Below are 13,067 nucleotides of genomic sequence, written 5' to 3'. Positions count from 1 at the left end.
ACCGGAGTGGAAGCCGGCAGACCCGAAGGTCTCCCGCGTACAGCTGCCATAACGACAACTCTACAGATGCAAGAACGCCTGCAACAAAGCAAGCGCTTCTGCATCCCACTGCGGGTCGCCAAACCCGGTCACCATCTGGGCGACGCCAAGACTATAGACGTCACCGCAAAAAATACGCAAGGGATTGATAGGGAAGGGGATTCCCAATCATATGTAGGACATTGCGATGGTTGTAACCGTCCGAGCTATATGTCTTACAACTGGGGAGGCCGCCACCTACATTGATAGGCGGGACTTCAATATCGAGAATCCCTGCGAGATTGCCGTTTTCTACGAATTCACGCGGCTCGCGTAAAATTTGCTCCAGAATTGCGGATCTCGAGCCGCTTTCCTGGCGTAGAAGGGAATTGATGAGCAAGTCTCTTTTAAACGTTGTGAGCCCAGCGCCCGGCACACTAGCTATCCCAGGAAAAAACTGTAACCATCCTCAGCTCTCCGGCCATCACAATTAGGCCTATTTTTCAGAACCTTTCAGCCGGCTTTGCCTCGGATGGCAGCAATATCGGGAGACACATGGGACATGTCCTTGGTCATGGAGAGCCTGAACAGGTATGAGCGAATTGAGTGCTCGAAGGTCAGCACTAGCGGCGGCTGTTATCCGAAGCATACCCATGAAGAGTATGTGATCAGTGCCAATCTACGCGGGCATGAGCGCATTTGGTATGACGGCAAACAACAGGACGTTTGGGAAGGTGAAGTGACCCTCTACAATCCGATGACCGTTCAGGCATCAGAGTTTTCTGAGAGCGATTCACAATTCATTAGCGTCCACCTGGATGGACAGCATGTCCAAAGCGTCATGGGCGAGCTCGCTAGCAGCAACGGTTTGCCCGTTTTCACTGAAGGCGTTATTCGAGATCGCGAGCTCTTTCACTCGATCGTCAGCCTGCATGCCCATCCGGACGCCGGCAGTAGTGAGGAAGCCCAGCTCAGCCTGTTCAGTGATCTGCTGCGCTTTCGCACTACCCGGGCGGATCCTGACGGTACGCTTCGGGTGACCCAACTGATCAATTTCATGAAGGCCAATCTGTACGAGCAGATTGATCTCGAAGATCTGTGCGTTGAGGCCAAGCTATCGAAGTTCCACCTTGTGCGTAGCTTCAAGTCAGAGAAGCATCTTCCGCCCATGCAGTTCTTCAGACAGCTTCGCCTCATTGAAGCGCGAAGGCGGTTGCGCTTGGGCGAGTCTCCCACTCGTATCGCTGTCGACTTGGGGTTCTTCGACCAAGCACATCTGAGCAATGCGTTCCGAAAGGTTATGGGGGCCTCGCCGTGGAGCTACGGCTCAATGCTCGGAGGCGTAGGGCTGCCTACAAATTCGGCGTAACCGGTAATCACGACATAAGCTGCGAAGTAGGCGAAGATCAATGCCGACGCGATGTACGTGTATTTGACCAGTTGCTGCCCCATCAGCCGACCGCCCTGCGCCGCCAACGTGCACAGCACAAACGCCCAGAAGATGCCCGCGGCGAAAAAGCCGCTTAGGAACAAGCCCGCGCTGACCATATCCGAACTCTGCCGGGCAATGATGGCGCCACCTACTGCAGCGAACCAGAGGATTGCGCTGGGCGACGACATGGCCAACATCACCCCGCGGGCAAAGAGAGCCCGATTGCTGTCACCCCACTGGTTGGCCGCGCCGCCTGGGTCGCTGGCCTTCACTCTTAAGGCGCTCATGACCATCTTCGCGCACAGGTAGCACAGCACCGCTGATCCACCGATCCACAGAACCCAGCGTACCCATTCAATTTGCAGCAGCACGGCCATGCCGGCCATGGCCAAAATGGCATAAATCAGATCGCCCACGCAGGTGCCGACACCCAGCCATACCCCTTGGGCAAAGCCTCTTTGCATCGCCAAAGTGATCATCGCCATGTTTGCAAGCCCGATCTCCAGGCAAAGCGAAAGACTGAGCAGAAAACCATTACTGAATTGCATTAACGGATCCTTCGAAAATTTCTTGTGTGTACCCCAGCGTGACATCACAACCGGGCAAACCGAACATGAAATCGCTTTCCTCGCCGGCAAGGCGGTGCGGGCAATATTGCGAAATGAAGGCCTCGAATCGCGCCAAGTCGCCTTTGAGCGCTGCATCGATCAGAGCTTGAGCAATGGAGCGCATCGCTTGGGCAAACAAATCGGTATCAACCGACCATGACTGGCTGTTCTTGCAATCAAGCACCCCAGAATCCTGCAGCAGACGCAGTTGGATGTAGGCAGATCCGGCATCCGGGAACTGGCGCGGCCCTCGCAGCAGGTAGCGTAGCAGCTCAAGCACATAGACTCGCACCATCTGCGCCGGTTTCAGGCCGACCCTGTTCGAAATGGCTTCATCAACGCTCAGCAGGAAACCGAACACATCAGCCAAGGCCTCCTGGATAACCATCGACCCCCAGCGGTCATGCTTGCTCAATTGAGCAAAGCTGGTGCCTTCAAGGACGATGGAATGGCCTAAGTCGTGTCCCCTGAACCAAGTGATCAAATAGGGTTCCAGTTCTTCACCCGCGGGAAGGTCAGAAGCCTGCCAATTGAAGAGCGGAGCTTGCTGTACTGCAATCTCCTCGAAAAGGTTGCGGTAGGTGTTGGCAAAGACAATTGTGCGTTTTACTGGGGAATACTTGACCCCCTGGTCCTCTGGCATGAAATAGGCGAAGTGCTTTGGAAAATAATTCGCTTCGCCAGCAATGCCGAAAAGATCGATGATTTTGTACGAGCAGTGGGGCACCACCTGCAGAGGTGCACACAGGTCAATGGCCAGCTGCTCCAATGCCTTAGTGAAATGCTCGTCAACGCAGTCCGACACGTGTTGCAGGCGAGCGTTAGGGGTTCCGAAAAAAGCCGAGCTGAAGGTCTTACGCGACTTGCCTAGCCAGGTCGAAAGATCTCCGACGTGAGCGACCAGTTCACGCTCATCCAATGCAGCCACGGCTTGGCTCATTGAGGCAAATTGCGCACTACCCATTAACCCCTCTGCGATGTAACCGATGGCAGTGCGGGAATCAGAATCTTGCAGATGTGCCGAGACCTCAGCCAGGTGGGTGGCAATGCTCTTCTTCAGCTCATTGACCACGTGCGTATCCGTATCGCTGCAGGCTTGCACGCTACGCAGCGCGTCAACTCTGCACAGAATCTCCCGGATTGCCTCGATGAGTTCAAGGCTAAGCATGGGGGATGAAAGCGCAACTGTACGAACTACATGTTGCGGACGTGGGGGCCAAAAAAATCCATTCATGGTGGTGCTCCTTGAAAAGGAGCCCATCACACCAGCCAGACCTTGGCGGTTATTGGAAAAAATTGCTTATATGCCGCTGCATGGCCCGAATGCCGCTTACGTCTTGAGGAATAGCTGCGCGAATGGAGGACGCGCGCGCAGGTCAGCCGCATAGCAGTGCTCCGCCTCAACCGCAGATCGCAGCATCGGTGTAAATCACTTTTTCACTGGCAACCAAGATGTCTTACAGTGCAAAAAAAGTGGTTTACATGCCAGTCTTTCGGGGGGGGCATACGTTAGGCACCGAATCGTCCTGATCAGTATCTGGGCAACCGCAAGACTATGCACGTTCCCCTAAAAACTACACAAGACCGCCGCACGCAGGCCAATTCCCAACGATATGTAGGACATATCTGTAGCCCCATCACCCGTTTCCCCCCGCCGGCCGTCATTTTCAGTCCTACCGCTCCCACAAGCCCATCGCGCATTCCCACCCACCACGGGATAATGCTGTCAGGCTTGAGGACAAGCGCTTTACTTCGATGGTAAGGACAGCAGAGAAGGATCGGACGCAATGACAGACTGGCTTCAGCGTGATGGAGACATGGCCGGACGGATACGTCGCCATGATTGGAACGGTACTTCCCTCGGGCCGTTGGAGCAGTGGCCGGATGTGTTGAAGACGACCGTGGCGCTGAGCCTGGCCTCTCATTTCCCCCAGGCCATCGTATGGGGGCCGGAGCTGGTCACGCTGTACAACGATGCGTTCGTTCCGATCCTGGGCAGCAAGCCCGAGGCGTTGGGGCGGCGGTTCGATGAAGTGTGGCAAGAGGTCTGGAGCGAGATCGGGCCGATCGTGCGGGGAGCGTTCGACGGGCGAGCGACGTATATCGAAAACTTCCCTCTGGTGATCGAGCGTGGCGGTGGGCCTGAGCCGGCCTATTTCACCTTTTGCTTCAGCCCCATCCGTGATCAGTTCGGCAACGTCGTGGGCATGCTCGATACGGTCACCGAGACCACGTCGACGGTGTTCATGACCCAGCGCCTGGCGGTGCTCGATGCCATCGGCAACGCGGTGGCGAACGCCAGTGATTCGCAGACGATCATGGCGACCACCACGCAGATCCTGGCGGCACGCCTGAACCTGTCCAATTGCGCCTATGCCGACATGGATGAGGACGAGGACGGTTTCACCATTCGTGGCGATTGGGCCCGGGAGGGCTCGCCTCATATCGTTGGGCACTATCGCCTGGCGGATTTCGGGCAACTGGCGGTCGCCAACTTGCGCGCCGGCAAGCCACTGGTGGTCAACGATAACCTCAAGGAACTGGCGCCAGAGGAAGCGGCGACGTTCCAGGCCATTGGCATCGCGGCCACTATTTGCGTCCCGTTGATCAAGGGCGGGCGCTTGACCGCGTTGATGGCCATTCACGACAGCGCGCCCCGGGTCTGGTCTTCCAACGACCTGGCGCTGTTGATGGAGGTCACGCAACGGTCCTGGGCGCACATCGAGCGCGCTCGGGCCGACGCGGCGGTACGTGAAGGCCTGGCGGCGCTGGCCGAGCTGAACGCGACGCTGGAGGAGCGCGTCGAGGAGCGCACCACGCGGCTGAAACAGACCGAGGCGGCGCTTCGCCAGTCGCAAAAACTCGAGGCCATCGGCCAACTGACTGGCGGTGTGGCGCACGACTTCAACAATCTGCTGACGATCATTCGTTCTTCCGTCGACTTCCTGTGCATGCCCAACCTGTCCGAAGAGCGCCGGCAGCGCTACATGACGGCGGTGTCCGAGACGGTGGAGCGTGCGGCCAAGTTGACCAGCCAGTTACTCGCATTTGCCCGGCGCCAGCCACTCAAGCCGAAAGTCATCGACGTCGGCAAGCAGGTGCGGGGCCTGGGGGACATGCTGCAAACCGTCACGGGCGCGCGGATTCAGGTTGTTGTCGAACTGTGCGACCGGCCCTGTCACATCCGGGCTGACTTGAGCCAGTTCGAAACGGCCGTGATCAACATGGCCCTCAATGCCCGCGATGCCATGAATGGCCAGGGCACATTATGGCTGCGGCTCAGTTGCGGCAATGGCATGCCGCCGATCCGCGGCCATGCCGCGGCCGCGCAACCCTTTGCCGCCGTGACCCTGGCGGACACCGGCAGCGGCATCGTGCCGGAGGTGCTCGAGCACATCTTCGAGCCGTTCTTTACCACCAAGGAAGTGGGTAAGGGGACGGGGCTGGGGTTGTCCCAGGTGTTCGGCTTTGCCAAGCAGTCCGGCGGTAACGTCGACGTCTCGACGGTTGTGGGCGAGGGGACGGTGTTCACCTTGTACCTTCCGGAAGTCGAGCACGAGGCAAGCCATGAGCTCGACCGGGAAGAAACCTCGCACCTGGTGCTGGAAAAAGGCAAGCGCCGGGTACTGGTGGTGGAGGACAACCTGGAAGTGGGACGTTTTGCGAACCAGATCCTGCAAGACCTGGGTTATGAGACTGATTGGGCGACCAATGCCGAGGAGGCGCTGGAAATGGTCGGCGCGGATGCGATGGCTTTCGATGCGGTATTTTCCGACGTCGTCATGCCGGGCATCAGTGGTATTGCCCTGGCAAAAGAGCTACGCCAACGACGCAAGGACTTGCCGGTGGTCCTGACGTCCGGCTACAGCCAAGAATTGGCGCTCACCGGCCATGAAGGCTTCGAGTTCCTGTCCAAACCTTATTCGGCAGACCAGGTTTCCCGGGTTTTAAGCCGGGCGATACTGCGCGCCGAATGAGTGTTTCCTTTTTGAAACAGTGAGTTCCATTCGTCGGTCAGGGCTTTGTTGAATGAGCAGTCTGTTGCTGACCAACTAGTCTCTTTGTCGTGAAGGTCGATATTTTCAGGCAATCGGTTGTTGCCGGTATGGGCCTCGATGAAAGGGGAAAGGCAATGGGAGCACCGTACAGCGAGGAGAACGGAGCCGTATATCCAATCAACGAAGGTTTGCAGTGTGGTCAGTCGGCCTACCGGTCAGACTTCGGCGACGAGCCGATCAAGTCCATCCGCACCAAAGTGCCGAAAGTGCAGCGAGGGGAGAAGGCCAAGTTCCTGCCCCGGGTTCCGGCGAGGAAGTAGCGGCGAATCGAAGTGGCTGGCGCTTGGCTCCGTAGGCGCCGGTCAATATTTTTCATCTTTTTCCCAGGGTGGTTCCTTTCACGTTTCTTTCACAAGCGGCCACGTAGTCTGGGCTCATCCGTTAGAAAGCAGTACCTGCCCGTTTCCCCAGCGGGCTTTTTTTTGCCTGTCATAAAACTCCCCCTGTGTTTGCTGTCCAAGCGGTATGGCTGGTTCCGTTTGGCGTAGACTCGCGCCCGTGTGTACCGGCTCTTCCTGCCGATGCGGCATTCTTGAGGTTTTCATCATGCGTTTGACTTTGTCCACCTTGGTACTTGGGCTTGTGGTTGCTCAGGGCGCGATGGCTGCGGGCGACGGTACCGCCGCGATTGGCGGTGGCCTGGGCGGTGTGTTGGGTAATGTGGTCGGCCAACAAATGGGCGGCAGCACTGGCGCGGCGATTGGCGCGGGTGTCGGCGGTGCCGCCGGCAGTGCGGTCGGTGCTCGCAAGGGCAGCCGTACGGAAGCGGCCATTGGCGGTGGCCTGGGTTCGGCCGGTGGTTCGATTGTCGGTAACCGTCTGGGCGGGTCCAGCGGTTCTACCATTGGTGCAGGCATTGGCGGTGCGGCGGGCGGGGCGTTGGGCAGTCATCTGTCTGAAGGCGACGGACATTCCGGTGGCAAGCACAAGTACAAGCACAAGAGAGGGCATCGTTGATTGGGTGTTTGAGTGAGCGGTCTCGGCCTTGTGCTGTGGGGCGGCTCACTTAGGGGGAAACGGCGTTTTTTTCAGAAATGAAAGGCGCCGTTTTTTGGGGATATATCCGTTTCTTCGGCAGCGGCTGCTTAAGGTTCCGCCCTTACGGCGGGTTACTTTTGGCAAACGCCCCAAAAGTAACCAAAAGGTCTTAGCCCCACCACTCGGCACCTCGCCATGCGAGGTGTTCCCTCACTCCGGCATTGCTCCGTGGGCCCGCCGCGAAGGGCCATCCATGGCCCAGCGCGGCTATCCCGGCCTCCATGCCGGGATGCCCACTGCGCAATGCCTGCGTTCGGCCAGCGTGGTTAACGGGGCGTCAGGATCAAGATCAAGATCAAAAGCCGGGGCTAAGGTATTTGTCTGGAACGTTTACTACTTGCCAGCTTCGAATCCATACATCCATCAGCAATTGCGAGGTGTGCCATGACGCCGCAAACCGAAGGCAAGGAAGAAAAAGGGCCGACGGGCGTTTCCTTTATCGATGATCCGGGCCTCAACGACCCGGGCAATGAAGACCCCGGCTCGCTGATGGATGATGCCCAGGTTCCGTTGATCGATGATGAAACCCCGGAATACCCGCTACCATCACCCACCAATTCCCTGAGCCGCGACCAGCGCCCACCCGACGATGATGCGGGCGTGGAGCAGGTGCCCAACGATGATGAGGATGTCGAGGTGACGCCGGACGACCCGGATATCGCCGGGGACGACGCGTCCGGCAAGCCGAGCTGATCCGGTCCCGCCTGTCGATTTCGCGGCACCATCGCGCCGGCCGGTTTGCCACACATCAGGTAGCACCTTGAAAAGGAGACTCACCATGATGAAGCCAAGCGTGACGGCGCTTGCTCCCCCTGGGGCGGCCCGACGTTTCGGGCGAAGCACACGACATCAGCCACAGGTCCCCCATTGCCTGTTCCAAGCCCTCCTCGTTATGCTGCTGAATCCTTTAAGGCGAGCTGATAACGGATCAGATGCGATGAGTGCAGCGCTGAAAGAGTTTGGCCCGATCAAGGCCGTGATTTTCGACATGGACGGGCTGTTGCTGGACACCGAGGGTATCTACACCGAGGTCACGTCCATCATCGCCGAGCGCTACGGGCGCACGTTCGACTGGAGCGTGAAGCAGAACATCATCGGGCGTGGGGCCACGGACCTGGCCAATTACGTCGTCCAGGCGCTGGAATTGCCGATCACACCGGAAGAATTCCTGGTCATCCGCGAGCCCCTGATGCGCGAACGTTTTCCCCGCGCCTTGGGTATGCCGGGGGCTGAAGAGCTGGTGCGTCATCTCAAGGCCCACGACGTTCCGATTGCGGTGGGCACCAGTTCGTCGAGCCACACGTTCGAGCTTAAAACCACCTTGCACCGCGACTGGTTCGCGCAGTTCGACTTCATCGTGACGGCGGACGATCCGGAAGTGGGCGCGGCAAAACCGGCACCGGATATTTTCCTGACCGCCGCGCGACGCCTGGGGGTGGCGCCGCGCGATTGCCTGGTGTTCGAGGATTCCCCATTCGGCGTGACGGCGGCCAAGGCGGCGGGCATGACTGCCATCGCCGTTCCGGATTCGGCCATGGCCGACGAAAAATATGCCCACGCCGATGGGATCATCCGTTCGTTGAAGCTGTTCCAGCCGAGCCTGTGTGGTTTGCCGGAACTGGAGTGGGCCTGAAGAGGGGCTGCCCTGTCCGAGGCGTCGGACCGATCCAGCGGGAGCAAGCTCCCTCGCCACAATGATGATCAGCTTCGGATGATCAGCTTCGATCAAGCACCGAATCCACCGTCGATGGTCAGGCTGGCACCGGTGATGTAGCCGGCTTCGGGGCCTGCCAGGTAACTGACGAAGCTGGCGATTTCATCGACGTTGCCGTAGCGCCCGATCGCCATCAACGACATCAGGCTGGAGGCGAAATCGCTGTCGGCCGGGTTCATGTCGGTGTCCACCGGGCCGGGCTGCACGTTGTTGACGGTGATGCCGCGCGGGCCGAGGTCACGGGCCAGACCTTTGGTCAGGCCCACCAGGGCCGATTTGCTCATGGCGTAGGTGGCGCCGCCGGCGAAGGGCATGCGGTCGGCGTTGGTGCTGCCGATGTTGATGATGCGACCACCTTCGTTCATGTGCCGGGCGGCGGCCTGGCTGGCGACGAACACGCTGCGCACGTTGATCGCCAGGGTCTGGTCGAAGTCTTCGAGCTTGAACTCGTCCAGCGGCGCCATGGCCAGCACGCCCGCGTTATTGACCAGGATGTCCAACCGACCGAAGGCTTCGACGGTGGCTGCCACGGCGTTGCGGATGGCGTCAGCGTCGGCACTGTCGGCCTTGATCGCCAGGGCCTTGCCGCCCGCTGCGGTGATGCTGTTCTGCAGTTCTTCAGACTTGGCGCCCGAGCTGACGTAGGTGAAGGCCACGGCGGCGCCTTCGGCGGCCAGGCGTTTGACGATGGCGGCGCCGATGCCGCGCGAACCGCCTTGGATCAAGGCGACTTTACCGCTCAAGGGTTGAGTGTTCATGGTGTTCTCCAAAAAGTGCCGGGGCGGGATGCCGCGGTTGTTGGACGTGAGTATCAAGTCTTGCCGATGGGCTGTGTAGGCTGCGGTTGATATAGTCTGTGTAAACCAAAAGTATGGAATCTGGCTTGTGGAGACGTTCAGCAGTATCGAATGCTTTGTGCGCAGCGCCGAAGTCGGCAGCTTTGCCGAAGCCGCGCGCCGCTTGAGCGTGACCCCGGCGGCGGTGGGTAAAAGCGTGGCCAAGCTGGAAGCGCGGTTGGGCGTGCGGCTGTTTCAGCGTAGCACCCGCCGCCTGACACTCACCGAGGCTGGGCAATTGTTTCTCAAGGAAGTCAGCAGCAGCTTCAACACCATCCAGAACGCCGTCGCCAACCTGGCCAGCGTCGGCGGGCAGCCGGCGGGCACGTTGAAGGTCAGCATGGGCACCGCGTTCGGGCGTTTGTTCGTCGTACCGCTACTGGGCGAATTCTTGCGGCGTTACCCGGCGATCAGCCCGGACTGGCATTTCGATAATCGCCAGGTGGACCTGATCGGCCAGGGCTTCGATGCCGCCATCGGCGGCGGTTTCGAGCTGCCCCAGGGTGTGGTGGCGCGCAAGCTGACGGTGGCCCATCGGGTGCTGGTGGCGTCCGCGGCTTACCTGCGCGACCACCCGCCCGTGACCGAGCCGGAGGACCTGGCCGTGCACCAGGGCATCCTGATCCGCTCGCCCCAGACCGGGCGCGTGCGTTCCTGGCAACTGACCAGTCGCGCACGGCAACACAGCCCGCTGATGTTGAAGGCACGCATGACCATGAGCGACTCGGAAGCCGACTGCGCGGCCGCGGCCCAAGGGCTGGGCATCGGCCTGGTGAGCATGCCGATCGCCGTTCCCTACCTGGAATCCGGTGCGTTGCAGCGGGTGCTGCCGGACTGGTACGTCGACGACGGCAATATTTCCATCTACTACGCCGAGCACAAATTGCTGCCGGGCAAGACCCGGGCATTCGTGGATTTCATCATCGAACGGTTTGCCGAGCAGGGGTTGGCGCAGCGCTTCAGTGCGATCTAAACCTGTGAACTCACCGCCCAAACCGCCCCGGCCAGCCAATGATGGTCTTGGGCCGAGGCGTCGCGTAGGTGCGCACTTTCGAGGTGGACAACCCCAGCCGCACCAGCGATTCGGCGATGGTCACCGCCGCCGTCACGCCATCGACCACCGGCACTCCGGTGCGTTGGCGGATCTGTTCATCGAGCCCGGCCATGCCGCCGCAGCCCAGGCAAATGACCTCGGCCTTGTCCTGGCTGACCGCCAGTTCGGCCTGTTGCACGATGGCTTCCACCGCCCGTTGCGGGTCCTGTTCCAGTTCCAGCACCGCCAGGCCGCTGGCCCGTACCGAGGCGCAGCGGTCGAACAGGCCGGAGAGCTTGAGGCGGTCTTCGATCAGCGGCACGGTGCGGTCCAGGGTGGTGACCACCGAATAGGCGTGACCGAGGAACATGGCGGTGCTGGCGCCCGCGTCAGTGATGTCCACCACCGGGACGTTCAGCAGTTCCTGCAAGCCTTCGCGACCATGTTCCCCATAACCGGCCTGGATCACTGCGTCGAACGGTTGGTCGTAGGACATCACCCGGTCCATCACCGCAATGGCGGCCAGGTAGCTTTCGAAATTGCCTTCCACGGAATCGGCGCCGAAATACGGCGTGAGCCCGACGATCTCGGTGCCCGGCGCGGCCACGGCCTGGGCCTGCCGGGCGATGGCCTGGGTGATGGAGTCAGTGGTGTTGACGTTGACGATGAGAATTCGCACGGGCGGTTCCTTAGCGCATAAAAGTAAGTGGCCCGCACCGGGCGGGCCGTCTTGAGCGATCAATGACTGACGTTATCCACAGCGATGGATTCACCGCTGACGTCTTCGTAATACGGCTGGCGCTTGGCGACGATCAGGTACAACAGCCCTGCGATCGACGCACCGATGAGCCAGGAGAACGGTGACACGCTGTCGAAACCGGGCACCAGCGCCAGGACGATGGCGATCAGCGCGGCGGGAATGAACGCCACCAACGCACGCAGGTTGACCCCGTTGCTGTAGTAGTACGCCCCGTTGGGGTCTTCGCTGTACAACTGCGGCACGTTGATGCGGCCTTTTCGCAGCAGCCAGTAGTCGACCATGATCACGCCATACAGCGGCCCGAGCAGGGCGCCAAGGCCGGAGAGGAAATACACGATCACCAGCGGACTGTTGTAGAGGTTCCACGGCAGGATCAGCACGGCGATGCCCGCGCTGATCAGCCCGGCGCGGCGGAAGGTCAGGTATTTGGGCGCCAGGTTGCTGAGCACGAAGGCCGGGGCGACGAAGTTGGCCATGATGTTCACCGCGACGGTGACGATCAGGAACGCCAGGCAGCCGAGCACCAGGAAGAAGGTGTTGGGGATTGAGGCGATGACTTGCGTCGGGCTCTCGATGATTTGCCCGTTGATCTGGAACTGCGCGCCGCAGAGCAGGACGGTAATCGCGGCGAACACCAGGATGTTGACCGGCAAGCCCCAGAAATTGCCGACGATGATGGTCTTGCGGCACGGCGAGGAGCGGGCGAAGTCGCAGAAGTTGAGCACCAGGGTGCCGTAGATCGCCAGCCATAACGCGCCGCCGGCAAAAATGTTGCGCCACATCGGGCCACCGGTCAGCGGCTCGTGGATCGACCAGGCAATGGTCGCGCCGGCCTGGGTGTACATCCACACGGCGAGGGCCGCGACGGTCACCAGGATCACCGGGCCGGCGAAACCTTCGTAGCGCCGCACGGTTTCCATGCCATAGGCCAGGATCACCAGTTGCACGAACCAGATCGCCACGAAACACACCCAACCCAGGCTCGACAGGCCCAGGATCGAGTCGTGGTCGTAGTCGGCGAAGCCAGGGTGAATCGCCGTCAGCAACACCCGCAAGACCACCGAGGCCAGGTAAGTCTGGATACCGAACCAGGCGATGGCGATGACGGCCCTGATCAGCGCGGGAATCTGCGCGCCATGGATGCCGAAACTGATCCGGCTGATCACCGGAAACGGCACCCCGGTCTTCTGTCCCATGAAGCCGGACAAATTCATGAAGCCATACACCAGCGCCGCCCCGATTCCCAGGGACAGCAAGATCTGCCAGCCACCCAGGCCCAGCGCGTACAGGCCGATGGCGAAGGAGTAGTTGGCAATGTTGTGCACATCGTTGGTCCACAGGGCGAAGATGCTGTAGCGACCCCAACGGCGGCCTTCGGCCTTGGTCGGTGCCAGGTCTTTGTTGTGCAACCTTGGACTCAAGGTCTGTGGCGTTTTCTCGTCTAGCGGTGTGGTGGGAGAGGGCAGATCCAGCGCGATGTTATTAGAAAGACTTGTACGCATTCCGGCAGGCTCCTGATTCTCGGGGCCGCGATGACTGTGCATGAGCGCGAGGCTCGACAAATCTTCGT

The 13,067-nt window shown here is 60.1% G+C and carries 12 protein-coding genes; 7 read left to right on the top strand and 5 right to left on the bottom strand.

The window, feature by feature from the left end; all coding sequences use genetic code 11:
* Nucleotides 1–580: 580 nt before the first annotated feature.
* Entirely contained in the window at nt 581–1,387 is an 807-nt protein-coding gene (locus N4Q37_RS17665) for an AraC family transcriptional regulator (RefSeq protein ID WP_260960744.1), read from the top strand.
* Here the strand turns inward: N4Q37_RS17665 and N4Q37_RS17660 are convergent.
* Nucleotides 1,339–1,998, bottom strand: coding sequence for a LysE family translocator (locus N4Q37_RS17660; RefSeq protein WP_260960742.1), 660 nt, complete (start codon nt 1,996–1,998; stop codon nt 1,339–1,341). The genes N4Q37_RS17665 and N4Q37_RS17660 overlap by 49 nt on opposite strands.
* A complete protein-coding gene (locus N4Q37_RS17655) occupies nt 1,985–3,292 on the bottom strand; it encodes a hypothetical protein (protein ID WP_260960739.1) in 1,308 nt (435 codons plus the stop codon). Before N4Q37_RS17655 ends, N4Q37_RS17660 begins: the two co-directional genes overlap by 14 nt.
* 553 nt (nt 3,293–3,845) lie before the next feature.
* Here N4Q37_RS17655 and N4Q37_RS17650 point away from each other — a divergent pair.
* The 5 genes from N4Q37_RS17650 to N4Q37_RS17630 all read left to right on the top strand — a co-directional run bounded on the left by N4Q37_RS17650 (nt 3,846) and on the right by N4Q37_RS17630 (nt 8,787).
* Nucleotides 3,846–6,035, top strand: a complete 2,190-nt coding sequence (locus tag N4Q37_RS17650; RefSeq protein WP_260960737.1) for a GAF domain-containing hybrid sensor histidine kinase/response regulator — start codon at nt 3,846–3,848, stop codon at nt 6,033–6,035.
* A gap of 89 nt (nt 6,036–6,124) precedes the next feature.
* Nucleotides 6,125–6,376, top strand: a complete 252-nt coding sequence (locus tag N4Q37_RS17645) for a hypothetical protein (protein ID WP_260960736.1) — start codon at nt 6,125–6,127, stop codon at nt 6,374–6,376.
* Nucleotides 6,377–6,662: 286 nt separating this feature from the next.
* The gene (locus N4Q37_RS17640) at nt 6,663–7,073 is read left to right on the top strand and encodes a glycine zipper domain-containing protein (RefSeq protein ID WP_260960734.1); all 411 of its coding nucleotides are present in this window, start codon (nt 6,663–6,665) and stop codon (nt 7,071–7,073) included.
* Nucleotides 7,074–7,643: 570 nt separating this feature from the next.
* A complete protein-coding gene (locus N4Q37_RS17635; RefSeq protein ID WP_260960900.1) occupies nt 7,644–7,847 on the top strand; it encodes a hypothetical protein in 204 nt (67 codons plus the stop codon).
* Nucleotides 7,848–8,091: 244 nt separating this feature from the next.
* A complete protein-coding gene (locus N4Q37_RS17630; RefSeq protein ID WP_260960732.1) occupies nt 8,092–8,787 on the top strand; it encodes an HAD-IA family hydrolase in 696 nt (231 codons plus the stop codon).
* Nucleotides 8,788–8,879: 92 nt separating this feature from the next.
* On the opposite strand, the gene N4Q37_RS17625 is transcribed toward N4Q37_RS17630, so the two are convergent.
* Nucleotides 8,880–9,626, bottom strand: coding sequence for a 3-oxoacyl-ACP reductase family protein (locus tag N4Q37_RS17625; protein WP_260960729.1), 747 nt, complete (start codon nt 9,624–9,626; stop codon nt 8,880–8,882).
* Nucleotides 9,627–9,753: 127 nt separating this feature from the next.
* Here N4Q37_RS17625 and N4Q37_RS17620 point away from each other — a divergent pair, with 127 nt between their 5' ends.
* Nucleotides 9,754–10,677 carry a LysR family transcriptional regulator gene (locus tag N4Q37_RS17620; RefSeq protein WP_260960728.1) on the top strand — a complete coding sequence of 308 codons (924 nt, stop codon included), beginning with the start codon at nt 9,754–9,756 and terminating at the stop codon, nt 10,675–10,677.
* 10 nt (nt 10,678–10,687) lie between these two features.
* On the opposite strand, the gene N4Q37_RS17615 is transcribed toward N4Q37_RS17620, so the two are convergent.
* Together N4Q37_RS17615 and N4Q37_RS17610 are read right to left on the bottom strand one after the other, a co-directional pair.
* Nucleotides 10,688–11,416, bottom strand: coding sequence for an aspartate/glutamate racemase family protein (locus tag N4Q37_RS17615; RefSeq protein ID WP_260960726.1), 729 nt, complete (start codon nt 11,414–11,416; stop codon nt 10,688–10,690).
* Between the two features lie 59 nt (nt 11,417–11,475).
* Nucleotides 11,476–12,999: an NCS1 family nucleobase:cation symporter-1 gene (locus N4Q37_RS17610; protein ID WP_260960724.1), complete on the bottom strand. Its 1,524-nt coding sequence runs from the start codon at nt 12,997–12,999 to the stop codon at nt 11,476–11,478.
* Nucleotides 13,000–13,067: the final 68 nt, after the last annotated feature.

The organism is Pseudomonas citri, from assembly GCF_025336485.1.
In the GTDB taxonomy this organism is placed as follows: Bacteria; Pseudomonadota; Gammaproteobacteria; order Pseudomonadales; family Pseudomonadaceae; genus Aquipseudomonas; species Aquipseudomonas citri.
This window is presented reverse-complemented; position numbering and strand designations above follow the sequence as displayed.

Bases quoted from the DNA above. Each gene is read 5' to 3' on its own strand.
- N4Q37_RS17665 (WP_260960744.1), top strand. From the start codon at position 581: ATGTCCTTGGTCATGGAGAGCCTGAACAGGTATGAGCGAATTGAGTGC.
- N4Q37_RS17660 (WP_260960742.1), bottom strand. From the start codon at position 1,998: ATGCAATTCAGTAATGGTTTTCTGCTCAGTCTTTCGCTTTGCCTGGAG.
- N4Q37_RS17655 (WP_260960739.1), bottom strand. From the start codon at position 3,292: ATGAATGGATTTTTTTGGCCCCCACGTCCGCAACATGTAGTTCGTACA.
- N4Q37_RS17650 (WP_260960737.1), top strand. From the start codon at position 3,846: ATGACAGACTGGCTTCAGCGTGATGGAGACATGGCCGGACGGATACGT.
- N4Q37_RS17640 (WP_260960734.1), top strand. From the start codon at position 6,663: ATGCGTTTGACTTTGTCCACCTTGGTACTTGGGCTTGTGGTTGCTCAG.
- N4Q37_RS17635 (WP_260960900.1), top strand. From the start codon at position 7,644: ATGGATGATGCCCAGGTTCCGTTGATCGATGATGAAACCCCGGAATAC.
- N4Q37_RS17630 (WP_260960732.1), top strand. From the start codon at position 8,092: ATGAGTGCAGCGCTGAAAGAGTTTGGCCCGATCAAGGCCGTGATTTTC.
- N4Q37_RS17625 (WP_260960729.1), bottom strand. From the start codon at position 9,626: ATGAACACTCAACCCTTGAGCGGTAAAGTCGCCTTGATCCAAGGCGGT.
- N4Q37_RS17610 (WP_260960724.1), bottom strand. From the start codon at position 12,999: ATGCGTACAAGTCTTTCTAATAACATCGCGCTGGATCTGCCCTCTCCC.